Raw genomic sequence first — 21870 nt, 5'->3', positions numbered from 1 at the left:
AGGTCCTGAGAGAGGTGTCAGCCCTTGATGCCGGTCTGCGCGATCCCCTGGACCAGCCAGCGCTGGAGGAAGAGGAACACGAACAGCAGGGGCAGGATGGAAATGGCGGTGGCCATGAAGATCAGGTGGAAGTTGACGGTCTGGTTGGTCATGAAGGAGGACAGTGCGACCTGGACGGTCCAGGAGCTCGGGTCCTGGCCGATGACCAACGGCCACAGGAAGGCGTTCCAGCCGCTGATGAACGTGATCGTGGCCATCGCCGCGAAGAAGTTCAGCGAGTTGGGTACGACAATGCGCCAGTATGCGCCCCAGTAGCCGAGCCCGTCCACGCGTGCCGCCTCCTCCAGTTCCTTGGGGAACCCGAGGAAGTACTGCCGGAACAGGAAGCAGGTGAAACCACTGAACAGGCCCGGGATGATCAGACCGCGGTAGGTGTCGATCCAGCCGAGCGACGAGACCAGCACGAAGCTGGGCACGAAGGTGACGGCGGTGGGGACCATCAGGGTCGCGAGGACGGCGTAGAAGACCTTGTTGGCGTGCTTGTAGGGGATGCGTGCGAGGCCGTAGCCGGCCAGGGAGCAGATCAGCAGGGTGCCGACGGTCATGGAGACGGCGATCACCGTCGAGTTCCACATGGACCTGGCGAAGTCGACCGTCGGGTCGTCGAACAGCTCGCTGATGTTGCCCCACTGGAAGGAGGGGAGCAGCTTCCAGTTCTCGCCCGTGATCTCCGGGTCCGTGGAGAGGGAGTTGCGCAGGATCAGGTAGAAGGGGAGCAGGAAGAGCAGGGCGGCGACGCTGACGGCGATGTACAGGCCCGTGTTGCCGAGGGCGGCGCCGCGCTTCTTGCGGCTCTCCTTGCCCACCTGAGGTGCGGTGGTGGTCACTTGGAGTCCTCCCCCCTTCCGAAGCCCATGAACTTGCCCTGGAGGAGCGTGACGGCGCAGATCAGCACCGTGAGGATGACGGCGCCCGCGCTGCCGGCGCCGTAGTCCTGGTTGTCGCCGAGGGCTGTCTTGTACAGGACCATGAGCGGGGTCTGACCCCAGGTCGCCTTGATCGAGATGATGTTGAAGAACTCGTCGAACGCCTGGTAGGCGGCGACGAGCAGGAGCAGGATCACCGCGGTGGAGGTGGCACGCAGCTGGGGCAGCGTGATGTACCGGAAGGTCTGCCAGCCGGGCTTGGCGCCGTCGATCGCTGCCGCCTCGTACAGCTCCGCCGGGATGTTCTGCAGCGCGGCCAGGAAAAGGATCATGTAGAAACCGGCCTGCAGCCACAGCCGTACGGTGACGATGACCAGCCAGTACCAGGGCGGGTTCGGGTCGGACAGATAGGCGATGTTGTCGACGCCGAACCAGCCGAGCACCGTGTTCATCAGGCCGAAGCGGACCCCGGTGAAGATGGACATCTTCCAGATCAGCGCGGCGGCGACGTAGCTGACCGCGGTGGGCAGGAAGAACACCGACCGGAAGAACGCCCGCATGAAGCGCAGCCGGTGCACCAGCAGGGCCAGGCCCAGGGACAGGGTCCAGGTGAGGGGCACGATGAGCGCGGCGAACACCGTGAACGTCACCAGGGAACCGGTGAAGTTGGAGTTCGTCAGCATGCTCTTGTAGTTGTCGAAGCCGATGAACTTGCTCGGCGTCACGGTGAAGCGTGCGTCGAAGAAGCTGAGCCAGATGCTCCAGACGATCGGCACGAAGACGAAGATCACCAGGCCGATGAGGAACGGCCCGGTGAAGAGCCAGAAGTTGAGGGTCGGGTTGCCCCGTAGGGCCCGCCGCGGCCGGGCCGGTGAGGCCTGGGCCGGGGCGGGCTGGGCGACCCCGCGCGTGGTGGTGGTCGACATGTCGTGGTTTCTCCGTCGACCTATCCGAAGAGCTTCTTGAGCTCGGCGTTGACCTTCTTCTCCGCGGTGGCGAGTGCGGCGTTCGGGTCGCCGTTCTTGCGGACGCTGTTGGTGAACGCGTCGGTCAGGGCGGTGATCATGGACTGGGTCCAGCCGATGTTGTCGAAGTGCCCGAACTCGTTGAAGAGCTTGACACCCTCGGCCGGCAGGCCCGACTTGAGCTTGGTGGCGGACTGCGCGATGGAGGTGCGCGGCGGGATGTGGAAGCCGTACGAGGTGGCCCAGTCCTCCTGGTACTCCTTCTGGTCGATCCACAGCCACTTGACGTATTCCTTGGCCGCGTCGACGTTCTTGCCCTTGGCGTTGACGAACATCGACCAGCCGCCGTTGTAGACCGACTGCTTGCCGTTGTCCCCGACCTTGGGGAAGGGGAAGACGCCGAGGTCGTCGCCGAGGGCCTTCTGCATGGCGGGCATCGCCCACATGCCGCAGAACTGGATGGCGCACAGGCCCTGGTTGATCGCGGACGGGTCCCAGTAGTCGGCCGGGGCGTCCAGGAGCAGGTTGCCGCTGGTGAACAGCTGGCGGAGCTGCTTGATGCCGGCGACCACGGCGTCCGTGTGGAAGGCCGGCTTGTTGTCGGGGGTGAGGGTGTCGGCGCCGGCCGACCAGAGGAGCGGGTTGATGGCCGGGGTGAGGTCGTTGCCGAGGAAGACGCCCTTGACCTTGTTGGTGGTGAGCTTCTCCGCCGCCTCAAGCAGCTCGTCGAGGGTGGTCGGCACGTCGACCTTGGCCTTCTCCAGCATCGACTTGCGGTAGAAGAAGAACTGCGGGTCGTCGATCATGCGGACGCCGTATATCTTGCCGTCCACCGTGTGCGACTTGATGTCGGCCGGGTTGAAGTCGTCCTTGACCGGGTCGATGATGTCGGTCAGGTCGGCGACCTGCCCGCTCTTGACCATCTGGATCTGCGGGTGGAACTCGAAGACGTCGGGCGCCTGCTTGGTGAGCAGCGACGAGAAGAGCTTGGCCTCGAAGGTGTTGCCGGTGATCCAGTTGGTGGTCACGTTGGCCTTCTTGTACGCCTTCGCGTACCGCTTGATCGCCTGCTCCGTGCCCGCTTCGCCGTAGGCGTGGAACATCTGGGTGAGCTGGGTTCCCGACCCTCCGCTCCCGCCTCGGCCGTTGTTGCTGCCGCACGCGGCCAGCCCGCCGGCGGCGGCCAGGCCCATCGCGGCTCGCAGAACGTTTCGACGGTCCCAGTTGCTGTTGCTCAATGCCGACATGCTGACGTCCTTGTCTCGAATACGGCTACGGCTCTGCGCCTTGGCTCTGCGGCTCAGTGCCAGGTGGCTCAAATGGACCTGCGGTGCGGGACGTTAACCTTCGGCTAAGGCTTCGGCAAGGGGTTGGACGAAGTCTGCTCGAAGCGTTGTGCGGCGTTCGGGATACCGGACGTCCCGGGGTCGCGGGCCGCCGCACCGCGGCCCGCGACCCCCTTGCGGATGTGCTGCGCTACTGCTTGGACCAGGCCTGGTTGGTCCCGCCGTTGCAGGTCCACAGGCCGACCTTGCTGCCGTCGGCCGTCGCCTGTCCGCCGACGTCCAGGCAGGTGCCCAACGCCTCGCTGACGACTTGGCCGTTGGAGTTCAGCAGCCATTGCTGACTGCCGTCACGGGTTGCCTCAGGGCTCGTCGTGAGTCCCGAACTCCCCGCGGTCAGATAGCCGTTCACGCCCTTCAGGCGGCCCTTCGCGTCGTACGACCACACCTGTTCGGACCCGCCCGTGCAGCTCGTGATCACCGCACCCGAGGCGCTCGCGGTCAGGCACTTGCCGGACTGCTTGCCCGCCAGCGCGCCGGTGACCGCCGACGTGCCGTGGCCCTTCTGGTCGAGGACGTACGTCGTGATGGACCGGGCCGGCAGGGTCGCCGAGGCCGTGCCGCCCCTGACCGACGGCTTCGCGACCTTCGCCCAGCTCTCGGTCGCCGAGGTCCGCACGGCCTTGCTCGCGCGCACCGGCGCCTTGCTGTTGAAGTGCAGCTTCACCGCGGTGTCGGTGGTGTTGTGGTTGTTGACCACGACGACCCACTTGCCGTGGTCGTCGTACGTCGACACCTCGACGCCGTCCGGTGCTCCGGTCACGTTGTGCGCGACCGAGCCCGGCCGGACGTACTTGCTGTACTGGCCGAGCGCGTAGTAGCGCTTGGTGAAGTACAGGGTCTGGTTGCCGTTGGTGGCGTAGTTCGGGTCGTAGTAGATCAGGCCGTCGTTCCAGCCCTCGTCGTTGCGCGCGAGGGGGTCGGAACCGATCATCTCGGACAGGGCGACCCACCACTGGAACGCCGAGTCGTGCGCGGTCGCGAAGTCCTTGTAGATGATCCGGGAGAGGTTCAGACCGCCGTCGATCGTGGGGTCGTACTCCTGCGCCCAGCCCGTGCCGCCCTTGCCGAAGCAGCAGATCTCCGTGGACCAGGACTGCTTGCCGACCGACCTGGACGTCTCGTAGATCTTCGCCCGCTGGTCGTCGCCCGGGTTGTTGTACGTGTGGTGGGCGAGCTTGTCGACGTACTGGGCGGTGTCCGGCTGCGAGATCCACTGCGGGACCTCGGTGTTGAAGCTCACCGTGGAGCTGGACTCGTCGGCGATGATGCCGGTCTTCTGTTTCCGGGCCTGCTGCTCGGCGCCCAACGCCCGCACGATGTCGTCGCGTTGGTCGACCGGGACCAGCATGCCCTCCTGGCCGCAGTCGCCGAAGCTGTTGGTCGGCTCGTTGAAGGGACTGATGTAGTCGAACCTCACGCCCTGCTTCGCGAAGTGGTCGGTGACGTCGGCGACGTACTTCGCGTAGTCCTGCTCGTTCTCCGTCCTGAGGTAGCCGCCGCAGCTCAGGCCGTTGGTCTTCCACTGCGTGGGCGCGCTGTTGACGAAGGCGATCAGGTCCTTCACGCCGTACTTGGCGGCCGCGTACAGGAACGTGCGCCCCGCCTTGTCCTTGCTCCAGTCGTAGGACCCGTCGCCGTTCACGAAGGTCTCGGGAGCGCGCGGCGCGTAGGTCACACCGGTGCCGCCCCCGCCGATGTTGTAGCGGTAACTGCTGAGCGCCAGGCCGTCCTTGGAGAACAGCAGCCTGGACACCCGGGCCTGGACCTTCGGGTCGAAGTTCTTCAGGTCGTTGACCCACCAGGCGCCCGAGGCGCCGATGTTGTCGATGGTCTGGGCGGCGTGCGGGGAGACTTCGGCCACCGTGGGGGTGGCGGCCGACGCGGGCGGAGCGGATATCAGCGGTCCCGCGACAGCGAACGCGGCTGCGGCTGTCAGCAGGGCTGATCTCTTGCGGTGGGGGTGAGACACGTGCATCCCTTCCGTCGTCGTGAAGGTGGTGCGGTACGGCTCCTGGCCGGGGTTCCTACGCCTTCGTGCGTGCCGGGGTGGTGCGTTTCGCGGACCTCTGCCCGACCGACTGGAGCGCCCCTTCGAGCGCGAACGTCGCCGCGCCCAGGCACGCCGGATCCGTCGGGATCGGGGAGAGGACGATCTCGGTGGCGGCCATCGGCCGGGGCAGCGCGTGCCGGGCGACGGCCTCGCGCACCTCCGCGACCAGGGGCTCGCCGAGGGCGGCCGCGACCCAGCTGCTGAGCACGACCACCTCGGGGTTGAACAGGTTGACCAGATGCGCGATGGAGGCGCCCAGATAACGGGCGGTGTGCCGGACGACCTCGATCGCCACCGGGTCCCCGGTGCGCATCCCCCGCGCCAGTGCGGCGACCGTCGCCGTCTGGTCGCCCGGGTGCAGCAGCTCGCTGTCGGGGCTCAGCTCCCGCAGGTTCAGCATGATCCCGGGCGCGCCCACGTACGTCTCCACACAGCCGTGGTTGCCGCAGCGGCACAGGCGTCCGTCCAGGACGATCGTGTTGTGGCCCCACTCGCCGGCGCTGTTGGACACGCCCCGGTGCAGAGCGCCGCCCAGGACGAGCCCGGCGCCCACGCCGGTCCCGAGGGTGACCACCACGGCGTTCCCGCTCCCGCGCGCCGCCCCGAACCACAGTTCGGCCACGGCGACGGCACGCAGCGGGTTGTCCAGGTAGAGCGGGTAGGCGATGTACTCGGAGAGCAGGTCGAGCAGCGGCACGTCGTGCCAGTCCCAGTTGGGCGCGTACTCCGAGATGCCGGTCGCGCGGTCCACCTGCCCCGGCACGCTCACGCCCACGCCCAGCACCCGGGCGCCCTCGATCCCGGCCTGCGTCACCACCGAACCGACGGCGGCGGCGACATGGCCGACCACCTGCTCGGGGAGGCTCTCGCCCGGGCGCATGTCCTCCTCGGCACGCGCCAGGACGTTCAGCGCGAGGTCGAACAGCTCGACGTGGACGTAGGTCTCCGCGATGTCCACGCCGATCAACGCGCCCCCCGACGCGTTGACGGCCACGAGGCCCCTCGGACGCCCGCCGGCCGACTCCTCGAACCCGACCTCCGTGATCATCCGGAGGTCGAGCAGCTCGCCCACGAGCGTGGCGACGGTGGCCAGGCTCAGCCCGGTGGCCGCCGCCAGCTCCTGCCGGGAGGTGGGCGACTCGGCGATGATCTGGCGCAACACCTCGTAGCGGTTCGCGGTGCGGATGTCGCGTGATGTGCGCTTCACCGGGCCTGCCCCATCCCTTCGCTCATGCCGGGACGACAGTGGCACCGGCGCGGCGCAAGGCTATGGGCTGCGAGGGACTTTGTACAAGGGGTTAGGAAAGGGGTTTTATAAAGTCAGGCGTCGAGTACGGCCCGCACGAAGGCGTTGGCGAATTTTGCCTCGGGGTCCAGCTCACGCGCCAGCTTCCGGAAGTCGCCGAGCCTCGGGTAGCGCTCGCGCAGGATCTCGGCGGGCGTGGTGAACACCTTGCCCCAGTGCGGCCGCGCGTCGAAGGGCTCCAGTGCCTCCTCCAGCCGGCGTACCACCGGCAGGACGGCCGCGGTGTCCTCGATCCAGGTGAAGTGCAGGGCCACGGTGTCCCGGCCGTAGGAGGGGCTCAGCCACTGCTCGTCGGCGGCCACCGTCCGCACCTCGCAGATCTGGAGCACCCCGGCGACCGTCTCCCGGGCGCCGTCCACCGCGTGCAGCGCCTCAAGGGCGTACTGGCGCGGCAGCAGGTACTCCGACTGGAGTTCCGCCCCGCTGCTCGGTGTGAACTCGGCCCGGAAGTGCGGCAGTCGGTCGTGCCAGGGCCCCGGCACCCCGAACTGCTCGGTGCAGTTGACCGCGGGCATGCCCGGCACCGGGTGCATCTTCTCGGTGGCGGGTGCGGCCCACGGGAAGTCGGCGAGCGGCTGGTCCGTCCGCCGCTTGACCCAGACCTGCCGGAAGCCCGGCGCGCCCCAGTCGGTGAACAGGCTGACGCTGTACGCCGTCGACATGACCGTCTCGAAGGCCGCCGAATCCAGGCCGGCGAGGGGGAGTTCGGTGAAGACGTACTGCTCCACCTCGAAGGAGGGCACGAGGTCCAGGGTGAGCGCGGTGACGACACCGAGCGCGCCCAACGAGGTGACCGCGCCGCCGAAACGCGGGTCGTCCCGGCCGATGGTCTGCAGCGAGCCGTCCGCGGTGACCAGCTCCACCTCACGCACGGCCGAGGAGAGCGGACCGTTGCCGACGCCCGAGCCGTGGGTGCCGGTCGCCACCGAGCCGGCCACCGAAATGTGCGGCAGCGACGCCATGTTGGGCAGCGCGAGGCCGTGGGCGTGGACCGTGCGGGCCAGGTCGGCGTACCGGACGCCGCCCGCGACCCGTACCGTACGGGCCTCGGTGTCCACGTCGATCACCGCCGGCAGGTCGGCGATCGTCAGCAGGACACCTTCCGGGCCCGGCTCGGCGATCTCGTTGAAGGAATGCCCGCTGCCCAGCACCCGCACCCGCGCGCTGTCGGCGACGAGGGCGGCGAGCTCGTCGAGCGAGTGGGGCCGGTGCAGTTCCCTGGCGGAGTAGGTGATGTTCCCCGCCCAGTTGGTGATCGTCTCCGACATGTCCGTCGTTCCTCCTGGGAGTGTGTATGCGTTGACCCTCTCATTTGTCGGGGCCTACCGTAGAGAGCGTTTTCTACAACCGTTTCGTATGCTTTTCCGCAGGTATGGAGGACTCCCACCTTGTCCGAGCGACCTCAGGCGTTGTTCGCCATGACCGCCGAGAACGTGCCGCTCCTCTTCCCGCCCGAGGTGCTGGCGCGACTGCGGGAGTGGGTGGACATCGATCCCGCTCTGGTGGCCGAGGATCTCACCGACCCGGCCTTCGCGGACGTCCTGGCCCGCACCGAGATCCTCGTGACCGGCTGGGGCTGCCCCCGTCTGGACACGGCCGTCCTCGACGCGGCCCCGAAACTCCGGGCCGTCCTGCACTCGGCCGGCTCGGTCAAGGGCTTCGCCGGCCCCGAGATCTGGCGGCGCGGGATCGCCGTGTCCTCGGCGGCCGAGGCCAACGCGGTGCCCGTCGCCGAGTACACGCTCGCCATGATCCTGCTCGCCGGCAAGGACGTCTTCGTGCGCCGCGAGCGACTGCGCGCCGAGCGGGTCTCTCCCGGCTGGGGCGTCGTGCCCGGCATCGGCAACCACGGGCGGCGGGTCGGGGTGATCGGGGCGTCCCGGATCGGGCGGAAGGTGATCGAGCTGCTGCGGCCGTTCGACCTCGCGGTGAGCCTGAGCGACCCGTACGTCGACGAGGCGGGGGCCGCGGGGCTGGGCGTCCCCCTGGTGGGGCTGGACGACCTGCTGCGCACCTCGGACATCGTGACCGTCCACGCCCCGGAGACCCCTGAGACCCGGCACCTGATCGGCCGCCGCGAACTGGCCCTGATGCCGGACGGAGGGGTCCTGATCAACACCGCGCGGGGGAGCCTGGTCGACACGGACGCCCTCGTGGACGAGCTGCGCACCGGCCGCCTGTCCGCGATCCTCGACGTCACCGACCCGGAGCCGCTGCCCGCCGACTCCCCCCTCCACGACCTTCCGGGTGCCTTCGTCACCCCGCACCTCGCGGGCTCACAGGGCAACGAGCTGGCCCGACTGGGGCTGGCGGTCGCCGCCGAGGCGGAGCGGGTGGTGTCCGGGGCCGGGCTCGCGTGTCCGGTGGACTTCGCCGAGCTGGAGCGAACGGCCTGAGCTACGGATTTCGTTGTTCTACGGCTGCTTCAAGGTCCAACTGGGTTGGAGACTGGCCATGGAATCGCTGAATCAGTAGCGTCCTGGTTCGTGGCTTCTGAGCAGCTTCCCGAGACCGACCTCACCCGCCACCGGCGCCTGCGCGAGCAGGGCAGCCTGGACCGGGCCGACCTGGAGGCGATCCTCGACGCGGGGTTCGTCTGTCATCTCGGGGTCGTGGTCGAGGGGCGGCCGCTGGTCGTGCCCACGGTGTACGGGCGCGACGAGCGGCAGCTCTACCTGCACGGCTCGGTCGCCAGCCGCAGCCTCGCGGGCGGTACGCCGGTCTGTGTCACCGTCACGCACGTCGACGGGCTGGTCCTCGCGCGGTCCGTCTTCGAACACGGCGTCAACTACCGCAGCGCCATGATCCACGGCGAGGCCCGCAAGGTGACCGACCCGCAGGAGAAGCTGGCCGGCCTGCGCCTGCTGACCGAACACGCGACGCCCGGACAGTGGACGTACGCCCGGCAGCCCAGCCGGAAGGAGCTCGCGGCCACCACTCTGCTCGCCCTCCGCCTCGACGAGGCCTCCGTCAAGATCCGTACGGGCGCCCCCGACGACGGCGACGGGCCCGACGCCGAGCTGGGGCTGTGGGCCGGTGTGCTTCCGCTCACCTCGGCGTGGGGCACGCCCGTTCCGGACCCGTCACTGCCTCTGGAAACCCCCGTACCGCCCCATATCGCACGCCGTGAGGGGACCCGGCACGGCTGATGTCCGAGCGAGGGCATACCGTGAGGAGTCGTACGTCCGATCCGGGAGGAGATACGGGATGGGCAGCCGTACCGCGCTGGTCGAAGATCTGATGGAGCGGTTTCCGCAGGTTCCGCGGGAAGCCGTCTTCAAGGAGGACCTGCTGCGAGGTGGCGTGGCCTTCGACCCGTCAGCCCTCAGCGACAACGAGTCCGGTGAGGTGAAGCCGAAGTCGTACTTCATCTTCTCCTTCGACCACGGCACCCTGCCGGAGCTGGGCGAGGCCGCGCTGCGCCGGCCGCCGGAGGAGATCATCCTCACCGGCGGGCCGTACGACCTCAGGCGGACCGTGGTGTCGGTGCGGGTCAATCCGTCCTCGCCGTACCGCGTGGCCGCCGACGAGGAAGGGCTGCTCGGCCTCTACCTCGACGGGAAGCGGATCGCCGACGTGGGTGTGCCGCCGATGCCGGAGTACTACCGGCACAAGCTCTCCAGCGGGAAGTCCGTCATGGAGGTCGCCCCGACCATCCAGTGGGGCTACCTGATCTACCTGACCGTCTTCCGGGTCTGCCAGTACTTCGGCGCCAAGGAGGAGTGCCAGTACTGCGACATCAACCACAACTGGCGCCAGCACAAGGCGGCCGGGCGGCCGTACACCGGGGTCAAGGACGTCGAGGAGGTCCTCGAAGCCCTGGAGATCATCGACCGGTACGACACCGCGAAGGTGTCCACCGCCTACACGCTCACCGGCGGCGCGATCACCAAGACCGTCTCGGGGCGCGACGAGGCCGACTTCTACGGCCACTACGCCAAGGCCATCGAGGAGCGCTTCCCGGGCCGGTGGATCGGCAAGGTCGTGGCCCAGGCGCTGCCGCGGGACGACGTGCAGCGGTTCAAGGACTACGGCGTGCAGATCTACCACCCCAACTACGAGGTGTGGGACGAGTACCTCTTCAAGATGTACTGCCCGGGCAAGGAGCGGTACGTCGGCCGGGACGTGTGGCACAAGCGCATCCTGGACTCGGCGGAGGTGTTCGGGGCGCGCAATGTCATCCCCAACTTCGTCGCGGGCGTCGAGATGGCGGAGCCCTTCGGCTTCAAGACGGTCGACGAGGCCATCGCCTCCACCACCGAGGGCCTGCGGTTCTTCATGTCGCACGGCATCACGCCCCGCTTCACCACCTGGTGCCCCGAGCCGACGACTCCGCTCGGCAAGGCCAACCCGCAGGGCGCGCCGCTGGAGTACCACATCCGGCTGCTCCAGGCCTACCGCCAGACCATGGACGACTTCGGGCTCTCCTCGCCTCCCGGCTACGGCCCGCCCGGACCCGGTCGCGCCGTGTTCTCGGTGAGCTCCTTCATGGACAGCCTTCCGGAGGCCCCGGAACCGGCCGAGGCGGCCGAGGTCTGACGGCTCCGGAACCGGCCTGGGTCTGAGAACGGCTTCGGCGCCGGTTCAAGCCTGACGGCGCCGGTTCAAGCCTGACGGCTTCGGCGCCGACTCGGGTCCGACCCTTCGGATCCGTTCGACTCTTCGGAACCGTTTCGACCCTTCGGAACAGGCCAAGGCCGAGGTCCGCCCCCCGCGCGAGGGTGGGCCTCGGCCGTGACCGGTTTCTGCCGCCGAACGAGCGGCGCCGACCCCCCCGTCCGGCTCCGAGGCGTCTTCCGTCGCGCGCGTTCACCACCCCCGGCAGTGTGAGTGGCCCGCCATGTCCGGGCACCGACAGCGGGACTGATTCCGCGTTACGGCTGGTTCCTGTGTGGCGGGATTGATACGTTCCCGCTTCCGGTCCGTACACAAGGACGTGACTCCGCGCAGCAATATGCCGTGGGGGAGTGGACCGAACCCTCGGTAACCGATTTGAATAGCCTGCTTGTCAGTTGTGTGGGAGACGTGAAAGGCTCCTGTCCTGCCGCGAGGTTCCCCGCAACTCCTTTGCCAGTATGGCGAGTTGACCTCGCTTTGGATGCAGGAGACCCATGCCCGACCTGCCGACCCCCCAGGACGCCGCCGAGGCCGCGCTGTTCTCCGAGTGCTGGGATGCCGTGCTGTCGTACGCCGATCTGTGCACGGCCGGCTCCACCGCCGCCACCGAACTGGCCACGGAGGCGTTCTCCCTCGGCACGCGTGAGGCCCGGGAGGCGGATGCCGCCGTCCGCGGTGCCGGCCGCCGTCCGGCCCGGCTGCCCCGGATACCCCTGCTGCTCACCGCCGTTCGCACCATCGCGGCGGACTGGGAGACGCAGGGCCTCGGCCACCGCCTCGACCCCGATCTGCGGCTGTGGCTCAACTCCGACAAGGCCACCCGCTACACCGGGCCACCGCTGCAGCGCCCCATCGCCCTGCGCGGACTGCGCGATCTGCAGGCGGCGGACGCCGAACTGCTGTGGCTGGCCGAGGTGGAGGCGCTGCCGCTGCCCGTGGTGGCCCGTCGGCTCGGCCTCGACCCGGCCACCGTGGGCGAAGAACTCGCCCAGGTCCGCGTCCTGTTCCGGGACCGCAGCCACCGCAACCACCTCGACATGCCGATGGACACGCACTGCCGCAGTTACGCACGGCTGCTGGACGCCGTCACCCGCTCCGCCTCCGGCGAGGCACCGGCCGACCTCTCCCGCCATCTCGCGCGATGCCAGCAGTGCGCGGAGGCCGCAGCCTGTCTTCGACTGCACGGCGGCGGGCTGCCCGCGGCCCTCGCCGGCGGGGTGATCGGCTGGGGCGGGCTCGCCTATCTGGAGCGCCGCCGCCGGGCCGCCGAGGTGCGTCTCGGTGCCGGGCGCCCGCACGCCCTGGAGAGCGGGCCCCCCAACCCCGGCGCACACAAGGCGAAGGTGGCGCGCAACGGGCTGCTCGTCGCCGCTGTCCTCGTCTCCCTGCTCGCCCTCGCGGTCTCGATGATGCCGGGCGACGACATGAAGAACGGCGCCGCGGGGCCCGGCACCACCGCCGAGGGCCAGCCGGTGGCCAACCCCACCTCCTCCGTCCTCACCTCCTCCGTCCCCGCCGTCACCTCGCGGGCGCCCGGCTCGGCGCAGACCTTCGGGACGCCCACGGGGAACCCGTCGGAGTCCACGGGTGCGACGAACTCCGACCCGGAACCCCAGGGCACCTCCTCCGCCGGCGCCGAGGAACCGGAGCCCGGCGAGAGCGCCGCACCGGCCTGCCGCTTCGAGTACGCCCTCGTCAACCAGTGGCCCGACGGCTTCCAGGCCGAGGTCACCGTCACCACCGCCGAGGCGCTCGACGACTGGCGGATCACCTGGTCCTTCAAGGACGGCCAGAAGGTGACGCAGATGTGGGACGCGAACTTCACCCAGAGCGGCTCGAAGGTCACCGCGACCGCCGAGGCCTACAACAAGTCGGTCGCCGCGGACGGTTCGCTCTCCCTCGGCTTCCTCGCCTCCTGGCAGGGCAAGAACGCCCCTGCCTACGACTTCTCCCTCAACGGGCAGGAGTGCGCAAAGTCCTGACAAAACGTCAGATCGCGCCCTCGCCTACTTGGCCGCCCACAACCCCCGGACGTGCCCGATGTGCCGGGTCATGACCGCGTGGACCGCCCGCTCGTCGCGGGCGATCAGCGCGTCGAGGAGTTCGAGGTGCTCCTCGGCGGAGGCCAGCAGGCGGCCGGACTTCACCAGCGGGGTGAGGCCGTAGAGACGCGACCGCTTGCGCAGGTCGCCGACCACCTCGACCAGGTGGGAGTTGCCCGCGAGGGCGAGCAGGCCGAGGTGGAAGCGGGTGTCGGCCTCGACGTAGGCGATCAGGTCGCCTGACACCGCCGCCTGCACGATCTCCCGGGCGGCCGGTCGCAGCGCCTCCAGGGAGACCGGGTCGGCGGTCGAGGCCAGCTCGACCACGGTGGGGATCTCGATGAGCGAGCGGATGTGGGTGTACTCGTCGAGCTGCTTCTCGGAGACCGCGGTGACCCGGAACCCCTTGTTGGGGACGGTGTCGACCAAGCCCTCCTTGGCGAGGTCGAGCATGGCCTCGCGCACGGGCGTGGCCGACACACCGAAGCGGGCGGCGAGCGCGGGCGCCGAGTACACCTGCCCCGGGAGGAGTTCACCCGCGATCAGCGCGGCCCGCAGGGCGTCGGCGACCCGCTCCCGGTAGCTGCTCTTCTTTCCGCCGAGAACGGGAAGAGCGGGGGTGCTGGATCGCTGGGCGGCCATGAGGGGCATCTCCTAGTGGTGCAATGTCACGCGGCACCCGGCATTATCCTCGACGCCCTCCGGGCTCACAGGACGAATCCCGCCGGGAACGGATCGGTCGGGTCGAGCAGGTACTGGGCCGTGCCGGTGATCCACGCGCGCCCGGTGAAGCTGGGCAGCACGGCGGGACGGCCCGCGACCTCGGTGGTGCCGAGCAGCCGGCCCGTGAACCGCGTCCCGATGAAGGACTCGTTCACGAACTCGGTGTGCAGCGGGAGTTCACCGCGCGCGTGCAACTGGGCCATGCGTGCACTGGTACCGGTGCCGCAGGGGGACCGGTCGAACCAGCCGGGATGGATGGCCATCGCGTGCCGGGAGTGGCGGGCGGTGGCACCGGGCGCGATCAGATGGACGTGGTGACAGCCGCGGATGGACGGATCCTCCGGGTGGACGGGTTCCTCCTCGGCGTTGATCGCCGCCATGAGGGACAGCCCCGCCTTCAGGATGTCGTCCTTCCGGGCCCGGTCGAAGGGCAGCCCGAACTCCTCCAGCGGCAGGATGGCGTAGAAGTTGCCGCCGTACGCCAGGTCGTATGTCACCGTCCGCCCGTCGGCCAGTGCGATCTTGCGGTCCAGGGCGACGGAGAACGAGGGCACGTTCCGCAGCGTGACGTTCTTCGCCCGGCCGTCCTCCACCACGACCTCGGCGACGACGAGGCCCGCCGGGGTGTCGAGCCGGATCGTGGTGACCGGCTCCACGACCTCGACCATCCCGGTCTCCACCAGCACGGTCGCCACCCCGATCGTGCCGTGCCCGCACATCGGCAGATAGCCCGAGACCTCGATGTAGACGACCCCCCAGTCGCAGTCCGGGCGGGCCGGCGGCTGGAGAATCGCGCCGCTCATCGTCGCGTGGCCGCGCGGCTCGTTCATCAGGAGCCGCTTGATGTCGTCGCGGTGCTCACGGAAGTACAGCCGCCGCTCGTTCATGGTCGCGCCGGGGATCGTGCCGATCCCGCCGGTGATCACGCGGGTGGGCATGCCCTCGGTGTGCGAGTCGACGGCGTGCAGGACGAGTTTGCTGCGCATGGTCCGCTCTCCTTGATGAGTTACGCGAGTCCCGCAGCGACGGCCTGCTCCGTGGCGGCCCGCACGACGGCCTCCTGCTCGGGCAGCAGCGGGACCCGCGGCGGACGGCACCTTCCGCCGTGGCGGCCCACGAGGTCCATCGACAACTTGATCGCCTGCACGAACTCGACCTTGGAGTCCCAGCGCAGCAGCGGGTGCAGCTGCTCGTACAGCTTCCTCGCGGTGGCGAGGTCACCGCCGACGGCGGCCCGGTACAGCTCGACCGACGACCTGGGCAGCGCGTTCGGGTACCCGGCCACCCAGCCCTTCGCCCCGGCGAGTGCCAGCTCCAGCAGGACGTCGTCGGCGCCGATCAACAGGTCCAGTTCCGGCGCGAGTTCGGCAAGCTGATAGGCGCGCCGGACATCACCGGAGAACTCCTTGACCGCCTGGATCCACCCCTCCGAGTGCAGCTTGGCCAGCAGCTCAGGCACCAGGTCGACCTTGGTGTCGATGGGGTTGTTGTACGCCACGATCGGCAGGCCCGCCTTCGCGACCTCGGCGTAGTGCGCGAGCACCGACCGCTCGTCGGCACGGTAGGCGTTGGGCGGCAGCAGCATCACGGACGCGCAGCCCGCGTCGCGCGCCTGCTCGGCCCAGCGGCGCGACTCCGCAGAGCCGTACGCGGCGACACCCGGCATCACCCGCTCACCGCCGATCGCGGCCACGGCCGTCTCCACGACCTTGGCCCGCTCCTCGGCCGTGAGTACCTGGTACTCGCCGAGCGAGCCGTTCGGTACGACGCCGTCGCAGCCGTTCTCGACCAGCCAGGCGCAGTGCTCGGCGTACCGGTCGTGGTTCACGGACAGGTCGTCGTTCAGCGGGAGGGCGGTGGCGACGAGGACACCGCGCCACGGGCGGGGGTCGGTGGTGGTCATACGGATTCCCTCTCCATGGGGTGTGACATTTCACTGATCCATTTCACTGGTCGCGGTTTCTCCGGCCCGCGCCAGTACGCCCAGCGGCACCGGCCGCGCGAACGGTCTGCGCCCCGCGGTCTGGGCGCACCCGGCGACTCCGGCCACCCCGGGCTCGCACATCCGGCCCTGGCACCAGCCCATCCCGGCCCGCGTGAGCAGCTTCACGGTCCGCAGATCACCGGCCCCCAGCTCCCGCACCGCCTCCCGCACGGCACCGGCCGACACCTCCTCGCAACGGCACACCACCGTCTCGTCGGTGACCTGCTCGGCCCAGTGCGCGGGCGGCGCGTACACGGAGTCGACGGCGGCGAAGAAGGCCCGCAGCCTCTTCCGGGTGCGCGCCGCGGCCGCCCACTCACCCCGGTCCGGCACCCGCCCGGCCAGCCGTGCCGCGATCGACCGCCCGGCGATGTGCCCCTCGGCGAGCGACAGGGCGGAGCCGCCGATGCCGGTGGTCTCGCCGGCCGCCCACACGCCCGGCACATCGGTGCGCTGCTCGTCGTCGACGTGCACGTCCGTCCCGTCGACCCGGCAGCCCAGCGCGTCGGCGAGGTCGGTGTGCGGCAGCATGCCGTGGCCCACGGCCAGGGCGTCACAGACGAGCCGCCGCCGGGTGCCGGGGCGCACGCGTCCGTCCCGGTCGAGGGCGGCGATGGTGACCGCCTCCAGCCGCTCGGCGCCGTGTGCCTCCACGACGGTGTGGCGCAGAAGCGTACGCACCCGGTGCCGGAGCAACAGGCCCGCGTACCCGGCGCCTTCGGCCACCTTGTCCGGCCGGGCCGCCAGCGCCCGGGACCGCCGTACGAACGACGTCGGGTCGGCCGAGTCCACCAGCGCGGCGACGGTAGCGCCCGCCGCCGCGAGCCCGGTGGCGACGGGCAGCAGCAGCGGTCCGGTCCCGGCGACGACAACGGTACGGCCGGGCAGGACGAGGCCGCCCTTGAGCATGGCCTGCGCCCCGCCCGCGGTGACGACACCGGGCAGGGTCCAGCCGGGGAAGGGCAGCACCTTCTCGTAGCCGCCGGTGGCGAGGAGGACCGCGTCGGCGCGCACCTCGGCCGGCTCCTCCTGCTCCGGGCCGCGGAGGGCGTGCACGGTGAGCCCGACGGCCCCCCGGCGCTCGACGATCCATACGTGATGATCCGTCAAGTGCCGTACCCGGCCTGCCTGTACGTGTGTGCGCAGTCCGTCCCGCAGCCTCTCCCAGGTCCGCCACTGATGGTGCAGTGCCTGTGGGCGACGGGCCCCGAGCCCCGGTGCGGGCTGCCGGTAGAACTGCCCGCCCGCCTCCGCCGCCGAGTCGATCAGCGTGACGTGGACGCCGCGGGCGGCCGCCGCGAGGGTGGCCGCGAGCCCGGCCGGGCCCGCGCCGATCACCGCCAGTTCCGGTTCACCCATGGTGGCCCGTCCCCTCCTGCGTGCGGATCGCGTCACCCGGTTGGAGGGGGACCAGACAAGCCCGTTGGTTCGGGCGGTCGTTGACGGTCACCAGGCAGTCGAAGCAGACGCCGATGCCGCAGAAGATCCCGCGCGGGCGGCCCTCGCCCCGGGTGGTGCGCCAGGAGGTGACCCCCGCCGTCCACAGCGCGGCGGCGACGGTCCGGCCGGGCAGGGCCTCGATCTCCCGCCCGTCGAGGGTGACGGTGAAGGCGGGACCGGGTTCGGCGCCCGCCAGTTCCAGCGGATTCACGAGGCCCCCTCGGAGTCGGACGCGGGACTGGACGAGGAACTGGACGAGGAGGCGAGTGGTGGGGAGACGGGAAAACGGTCGGGCCGAAACGGTCCCAGATCCAGCGCCGGCGCTTCCCCGGCCAGCACCTGCGCGATCAACTGCCCTGTCCCGGTGGACAGTCCGATGCCCGCGCCCTCGTGCCCGCACGCGTGGAACAGGCCGGGCACCCGCGGGTCGGGGCCGATCGCGGGCAGGTGGTCGGGCAGGTACGGCCGGAAGCCGAGGTACGTCCGCATCGCGCGCACGCGCTCCAGGAACGGGAACAGCCGGGTCGCGCCCGCCGCCAGTGCCCGCAGCGCGGGCAGCGACAACGAGCGGTCGAAGCCCACCCGTTCACGGGTCGCGCCGATCAGGACGGGCCCCGCCGCCGTCCCCTCGACGACCGGCGAGGTCTGCAGGGCCGCCGAGTCGCTGGCCACGTCGGCCACGTAGTCGGCGGCGTACACCTTGTGGCGGACCAGGCGGGGGAGGGGCTCGGTGACGAGGACGAAACCGCGCCGGGGGAGCACGGGGAGGTGCACTCCCGCCAGCGCGGCCAGCTCACCGCCCCAGGTCCCGGCGGCGTTGACGACATGCGGCGCGTGGATCTCGCCCCGGCCGGTCCGCACCCCGCGTACGGCGCCGCCGGCACCGCGCAGTACCTCGGTCACCGCCGCCCCCGTGACCAGGCGGGCACCCGAGGCGCGTACGAGACGGGCGGCGGCCAGCGTGGGCATGACCTGCGCGTCCTGGGGATACAGCACACCGCCGGCGAGCCCGGGCGCCACCTGGGGCTCCAGCTCCCGGAGCCGATCCGCGTCCACCCGCACCGCCTCGACGCCCGCGGCCCGCTGCCCGGTCGCGAACTTCTCCAGGGCTTCGAGGGCGTCGGGGGTGGCGGCGACGACCACGCCGCCCTTGAGCTCGTACTCGATCGCGTCGCCCACCTCCTGTGCCAGGCCGGCCCACAACCGGCCGGACAGCAGGGCGAGGTCGAGCTCGGGACCCGGCTCCTTGTCGGAGACCAGGAGATTGCCCTCACCGGCGCCGGTCGTGCCGCCGGCCACCGCGCCGCGGTCGACGACGATCACGTCGAGGCCCGCCCGGGCGGCGTACAGGGCGCAGGCCGCGCCCACCATCCCGGCTCCGACGACCACGACATCGCAGGTCAGTCGCTTGCTCACATCAGTACTATGTCACATGCCGCTGTGAGCGGGAACACCCCGACAGCCTCGGGGCGCGTCAACCCCACACCCGCTCTCCGCCCCCGGCCGCTCTGTCAACCGGCCTCGTGGGCAAAACCGCGTACGGACGCTTTCCGTGCCGCTGTGAGCCACGCCCATACCTGCCATACGAACGTCCGATGCCCTATCGCTGACCTTCTTCTTGTTACAGCCCAGTCCCCTCCCTACGCTGCCACCACCGCGCCTTGGCGGAATGGGACAAGGGACACAGGAATTCATATGGGTCGACTGGTTGGGAAAATCGCCTTCATCAGTGGAACAGGAGCCGGAATAGGCCGTGCCGCGGCCCGGATATTCGCCTCCGAAGGCGCCACTGTATTCGGCTGTGACATCGACAAGGAGAGTGCGGCCGAGACCGTCGACATCGTGGAGAAGGCCGGGGGAGTCATGCGGTCCCTGGCGCCCGTCGATCTCTCCACCGAGGAGGGCTCCCGGGAGTGGATCGAGGCCGGCATCGCGGCCTTCGGCGGGATCGACATCCTCTACAACAACGCCTCCGCGCTGCGGAACGGTCCGTTCGACACCCAGCCCGTCGAGGACTGGTACTTCACCCTCCGCAACGAGCTGGACATTCCCTACCTCTGCACGCGGGCGGCCTGGCCACACCTGATCGCGCGCGGTGGCGGTGCCGTCCTCAACGTCGCCTCCGTGGCCGCCGTGCGCGGCGCGCCATTCCTGCCGATGGTGCCGCACGGTGCCGCCAAGGGCGGAGTGCTGGCGATGAGCAAGCACCTGTGCGCGGCCGGCGCCCCGCACCGCATCCGCGTCAACACCATCGCCCCCGGCATGATCCGCACCTCCGCCACCGCGCCCTTCCTCGACGACCCCGACGGGCCCAGGGCCCGGATGGAGGCGCGCATCCCGGTCGGCCGGGTCGGCGAACCGGAGGACATCGCCCGCGCGGCCGCCTTCCTCTGCTCCGACGAGGCGGCCTTCGTCAACGGCGCCAACCTCATGGCCGACGGCGGCGACAGCGCGATGGCGGGCTGAGCGGCCGTGACCACCCGACTCGACCACGTGGGCGTCAACGTGCGCGATCTCGCAGCCCAGACCGCCTGGTACCAGGACGCCTTCGGGCTGAAACGCGTCTTCGACTTCCACCTTGGAATCCCGGGGCTGCGCGGTGTCGTACTGGAACATCCCCATGGCTGGCGTGTCGAACTCCTCGCCCGCCCCGGCTCGGCGCCGGGCCTGCGGGCACCGGACCCGATGACCGCCGCCCTCACCGAGGGATACGGCCACGTCGCGTTCACCACTCCCGAACTGGACCCCGTTTACACGGCCCTCCTGGCCCACGGGGCGGGCGAGATCGTGAAACCCGGGCCGTCCCCCGAGCCCGGCGTGCGCATGGCCTGGGTCAGCGACCCCGAGGGAAATCTCATCGAACTCATCGAAAAGCAAGTCGGAACCCACCTTGATAACGCAGAGCGAGGGCACGGAAAATGAAAGATTCGATCTCCCTGAGAAGACTGGACCGCGGAACACTTGTCGCGTGTTGTCTCGCCGTGGCGGTGGCACAGTTGTGCATTACCGTGCCCGCGCCGATCAACGGAAGTATTCAGGCCGCTTTCGGGGCGTCGGGGTCCCAGGTGGCATGGGTGACCTCGGCCTTCATTCTCCCCACCGCCATTCTGGAACTGAACTTCGGTGTGGTCGGCGACCTGTTCGGCCGTAAGCGCCTTCTGGTGCTCGGCGGATTCGTCCTGGCACTCGGGGAACTCCTCAACGCCACCGCCCAGAACATCACCATGCTGTGGGTCGGGCAGGCGCTGGCCGGCATCGGCGCTGCCGCGCTCTTCCCCAGCTCCCTGGCGGTGATCGCGGCTGCCACGCCTGATCAGAAGGACCGGGCCAAGGCCGTCTCCACCTGGGCGCTGAGCATCTCCATCGCCTCCGCCGCGGGCCCGCTGTCCTCCGGTGTGCTCGCCACGATCGCCGACTTCCGCTGGGCGTTCGTGCCGCCGGTCGTTCTCGGACTGGCCGTGGCCGTCACCTGTTGGTTCCTCGTCACCGACTCCAAGGCTCCCGAGGGTCGCACGCTCGACTGGCCGGGCCAGATCAGCATCGCGGTCGGCCTCACCGCCCTGCTCTGGGGCATCATCGAGGGCGGCGAGCGAGGCTGGAGCAGCCCGGCGATCGTCGGCGCGCTCGCCCTGGCCACGGCGGCGCTCGTCGCCTTCATCGCTGCCGAGAAGCGTGCCGCCTCGCCCATGTTCAACCTGGACCTGCTGCGCATCCCGTCGTTCTCGGCGGCGGCCGTGGTCGCGCTGGCCGGGATGTTCGGCTTCGTCGGCACCGCGTACGTCGTCTCCATCCGGCTCGGCGCCGTGATGCACCTGAGCGCGCTGCGCGCCGGCTTGCCACTGGTGATCCTCCAGCTGATCCCGCTGCTGCTGGCGCCGGTGCTCAGCAAGATGCTCACCCGCGTCGAGCCGCGCTGGCTGCTGATGGGAGGTCTCCTGCCGATGGCCGCGGGACAGTTCTGGATCGCCGCGCTGCCCATCACCACGACCTCCCTCACGGCCTTCCTCGGCCCGGTGCTGCTGCTCGGCGTCGGCTTCATCTGCGTCGTGTCCTCATTGACGTCCGCCGCCGTGAACGCTGTGCCCATCCACATGACCGGCATGGCCAGCGGCGCCACCAGCCTGGTGCGCGAGTTCGGACAGGGACTCGGCCCCGCCGTGATCAGCACGATCGCGATGGGCGCCGCCTCCTCGGCGCTGGTGGGCAATCTCAGTGGCAAGGACGCCGGCATACAGCAGGCGGCGGGACCGCTCGCCGTGGTCAACGTCGGCAGCGACAGCGCCAAGGCCGCCGCCCAGACCGCCCTCGCCCACGGCATGGCCCTCGGTGTGATGGTCTGCGGCTGCGCCTCCCTGCTCGGCGTGCTGGTCACCCTGCTGCTGGTCCGCAAGAGCACCGCCCGCTCCGCGGTCGGCGCGGGCGAGCCGGCGATCCAGATGACCGCGTCCGTGTAGCGGGCAACGCAGCGAAG

19 protein-coding genes are annotated in these 21870 nt (G+C 70.0%); 7 read left to right on the top strand and 12 right to left on the bottom strand.

Features of this window, described 5'->3' with window-relative positions; translation table 11 throughout:
* Positions 1-17: 17 nt before the first annotated feature.
* From D1369_RS08410 to D1369_RS08385, 6 genes are all read right to left on the bottom strand, one after another.
* Complete coding sequence (locus D1369_RS08410) at positions 18-887, bottom strand: carbohydrate ABC transporter permease (protein ID WP_007385580.1); 870 nt, start codon at positions 885-887, stop codon at positions 18-20.
* Complete coding sequence (locus D1369_RS08405) at positions 884-1852, bottom strand: sugar ABC transporter permease (protein WP_007385581.1); 969 nt, start codon at positions 1850-1852, stop codon at positions 884-886. The genes D1369_RS08410 and D1369_RS08405 overlap by 4 nt, the downstream gene beginning before the upstream one ends.
* A gap of 20 nt (positions 1853-1872) precedes the next feature.
* Positions 1873-3138, bottom strand: coding sequence for a sugar ABC transporter substrate-binding protein (locus D1369_RS08400; protein WP_037901803.1), 1266 nt, complete (start codon positions 3136-3138; stop codon positions 1873-1875).
* A 229-nt stretch (positions 3139-3367) separates the two neighbouring features.
* Positions 3368-5212 carry a glycoside hydrolase gene (locus D1369_RS08395; RefSeq protein WP_118082369.1) on the bottom strand — a complete coding sequence of 615 codons (1845 nt, stop codon included), beginning with the start codon at positions 5210-5212 and terminating at the stop codon, positions 3368-3370.
* 49 nt (positions 5213-5261) lie between these two features.
* Positions 5262-6494, bottom strand: a complete 1233-nt coding sequence (locus D1369_RS08390; RefSeq protein WP_037901805.1) for an ROK family transcriptional regulator — start codon at positions 6492-6494, stop codon at positions 5262-5264.
* 113 nt (positions 6495-6607) lie between these two features.
* Positions 6608-7861, bottom strand: a complete 1254-nt coding sequence (locus D1369_RS08385; protein WP_007385585.1) for an FAD-binding protein — start codon at positions 7859-7861, stop codon at positions 6608-6610.
* Positions 7862-7981: 120 nt separating this feature from the next.
* On the opposite strand from D1369_RS08385, the gene D1369_RS08380 reads away from it, so the two are divergent.
* The 4 genes from D1369_RS08380 to D1369_RS08365 all read left to right on the top strand — a co-directional run bounded on the left by D1369_RS08380 (position 7982) and on the right by D1369_RS08365 (position 13192).
* Entirely contained in the window at positions 7982-8989 is a 1008-nt protein-coding gene (locus D1369_RS08380; protein ID WP_007385586.1) for a hydroxyacid dehydrogenase, read from the top strand.
* A gap of 90 nt (positions 8990-9079) precedes the next feature.
* Entirely contained in the window at positions 9080-9742 is a 663-nt protein-coding gene (locus tag D1369_RS08375; RefSeq protein ID WP_007385587.1) for a pyridoxamine 5'-phosphate oxidase family protein, read from the top strand.
* A gap of 58 nt (positions 9743-9800) precedes the next feature.
* Positions 9801-11132 carry a radical SAM protein gene (locus D1369_RS08370; protein WP_007385588.1) on the top strand — a complete coding sequence of 444 codons (1332 nt, stop codon included), beginning with the start codon at positions 9801-9803 and terminating at the stop codon, positions 11130-11132.
* Between the two features lie 572 nt (positions 11133-11704).
* The gene (locus D1369_RS08365; RefSeq protein WP_118082368.1) at positions 11705-13192 is read left to right on the top strand and encodes a cellulose-binding domain-containing protein; all 1488 of its coding nucleotides are present in this window, start codon (positions 11705-11707) and stop codon (positions 13190-13192) included.
* A 24-nt stretch (positions 13193-13216) separates the two neighbouring features.
* Here the strand turns inward: D1369_RS08365 and D1369_RS08360 are convergent, their stop codons facing one another.
* From D1369_RS08360 to D1369_RS08335, 6 genes are all read right to left on the bottom strand, one after another.
* Positions 13217-13894, bottom strand: a complete 678-nt coding sequence (locus tag D1369_RS08360; protein WP_037901810.1) for a GntR family transcriptional regulator — start codon at positions 13892-13894, stop codon at positions 13217-13219.
* Between the two features lie 65 nt (positions 13895-13959).
* Entirely contained in the window at positions 13960-14961 is a 1002-nt protein-coding gene (locus D1369_RS08355; protein ID WP_007385592.1) for a proline racemase family protein, read from the bottom strand.
* Between the two features lie 20 nt (positions 14962-14981).
* Positions 14982-15878: a dihydrodipicolinate synthase family protein gene (locus D1369_RS08350; protein WP_007385593.1), complete on the bottom strand. Its 897-nt coding sequence runs from the start codon at positions 15876-15878 to the stop codon at positions 14982-14984.
* 30 nt (positions 15879-15908) lie between these two features.
* Positions 15909-17318 (bottom strand): NAD(P)/FAD-dependent oxidoreductase, encoded by a 1410-nt coding sequence (locus tag D1369_RS08345; protein WP_037901813.1) that lies wholly within the window; start codon positions 17316-17318, stop codon positions 15909-15911.
* Positions 17311-17610, bottom strand: coding sequence for a (2Fe-2S)-binding protein (locus tag D1369_RS08340; RefSeq protein ID WP_007385595.1), 300 nt, complete (start codon positions 17608-17610; stop codon positions 17311-17313). The genes D1369_RS08345 and D1369_RS08340 overlap by 8 nt, the downstream gene beginning before the upstream one ends.
* The gene (locus D1369_RS08335; RefSeq protein ID WP_007385596.1) at positions 17607-18815 is read right to left on the bottom strand and encodes an FAD-binding oxidoreductase; all 1209 of its coding nucleotides are present in this window, start codon (positions 18813-18815) and stop codon (positions 17607-17609) included. The genes D1369_RS08340 and D1369_RS08335 overlap by 4 nt, the downstream gene beginning before the upstream one ends.
* Positions 18816-19094: 279 nt before the next feature.
* On the opposite strand from D1369_RS08335, the gene D1369_RS08330 reads away from it, so the two are divergent.
* Genes D1369_RS08330 through D1369_RS08320 form a run of 3 tightly spaced genes read left to right on the top strand, consistent with a single transcriptional unit; the run spans position 19095 to position 21853 of the window.
* Positions 19095-19865 (top strand): SDR family NAD(P)-dependent oxidoreductase, encoded by a 771-nt coding sequence (locus tag D1369_RS08330; RefSeq protein ID WP_007385597.1) that lies wholly within the window; start codon positions 19095-19097, stop codon positions 19863-19865.
* A gap of 6 nt (positions 19866-19871) precedes the next feature.
* On the top strand, positions 19872-20321 hold the full coding sequence (locus D1369_RS08325) for a VOC family protein (RefSeq protein WP_007385598.1): 450 nt from the start codon (positions 19872-19874) through the stop codon (positions 20319-20321).
* Positions 20318-21853 (top strand): MFS transporter, encoded by a 1536-nt coding sequence (locus D1369_RS08320; protein WP_007385599.1) that lies wholly within the window; start codon positions 20318-20320, stop codon positions 21851-21853. The genes D1369_RS08325 and D1369_RS08320 overlap by 4 nt, the downstream gene beginning before the upstream one ends.
* Positions 21854-21870 lie beyond the last annotated feature (17 nt).

The sequence above is a fragment of the Streptomyces sp. CC0208 genome, assembly GCF_003443735.1.
Taxonomy (GTDB): Bacteria; Actinomycetota; Actinomycetes; order Streptomycetales; family Streptomycetaceae; genus Streptomyces; species Streptomyces sviceus.
The sequence above is the reverse complement of the archived record's forward strand: the minus strand, read 5'-3'. Positions and strand labels throughout refer to the sequence as shown.

What these genes read in the sequence shown, in the direction of transcription:
- D1369_RS08385 (WP_007385585.1), bottom strand. Translation starts at nt 7,861, where the DNA reads ATGTCGGAGACGATCACCAACTGGGCGGGGAACATCACCTACTCCGCC.
- D1369_RS08405 (WP_007385581.1), bottom strand. Translation starts at nt 1,852, where the DNA reads ATGTCGACCACCACCACGCGCGGGGTCGCCCAGCCCGCCCCGGCCCAG.
- D1369_RS08360 (WP_037901810.1), bottom strand. Translation starts at nt 13,894, where the DNA reads ATGGCCGCCCAGCGATCCAGCACCCCCGCTCTTCCCGTTCTCGGCGGA.
- D1369_RS08395 (WP_118082369.1), bottom strand. Translation starts at nt 5,212, where the DNA reads ATGCACGTGTCTCACCCCCACCGCAAGAGATCAGCCCTGCTGACAGCC.
- D1369_RS08370 (WP_007385588.1), top strand. Translation starts at nt 9,801, where the DNA reads ATGGGCAGCCGTACCGCGCTGGTCGAAGATCTGATGGAGCGGTTTCCG.
- D1369_RS08400 (WP_037901803.1), bottom strand. Translation starts at nt 3,138, where the DNA reads ATGTCGGCATTGAGCAACAGCAACTGGGACCGTCGAAACGTTCTGCGA.
- D1369_RS08355 (WP_007385592.1), bottom strand. Translation starts at nt 14,961, where the DNA reads ATGCGCAGCAAACTCGTCCTGCACGCCGTCGACTCGCACACCGAGGGC.
- D1369_RS08350 (WP_007385593.1), bottom strand. Translation starts at nt 15,878, where the DNA reads ATGACCACCACCGACCCCCGCCCGTGGCGCGGTGTCCTCGTCGCCACC.
- D1369_RS08365 (WP_118082368.1), top strand. Translation starts at nt 11,705, where the DNA reads ATGCCCGACCTGCCGACCCCCCAGGACGCCGCCGAGGCCGCGCTGTTC.
- D1369_RS08320 (WP_007385599.1), top strand. Translation starts at nt 20,318, where the DNA reads ATGAAAGATTCGATCTCCCTGAGAAGACTGGACCGCGGAACACTTGTC.
- D1369_RS08345 (WP_037901813.1), bottom strand. Translation starts at nt 17,318, where the DNA reads ATGGGTGAACCGGAACTGGCGGTGATCGGCGCGGGCCCGGCCGGGCTC.
- D1369_RS08330 (WP_007385597.1), top strand. Translation starts at nt 19,095, where the DNA reads ATGGGTCGACTGGTTGGGAAAATCGCCTTCATCAGTGGAACAGGAGCC.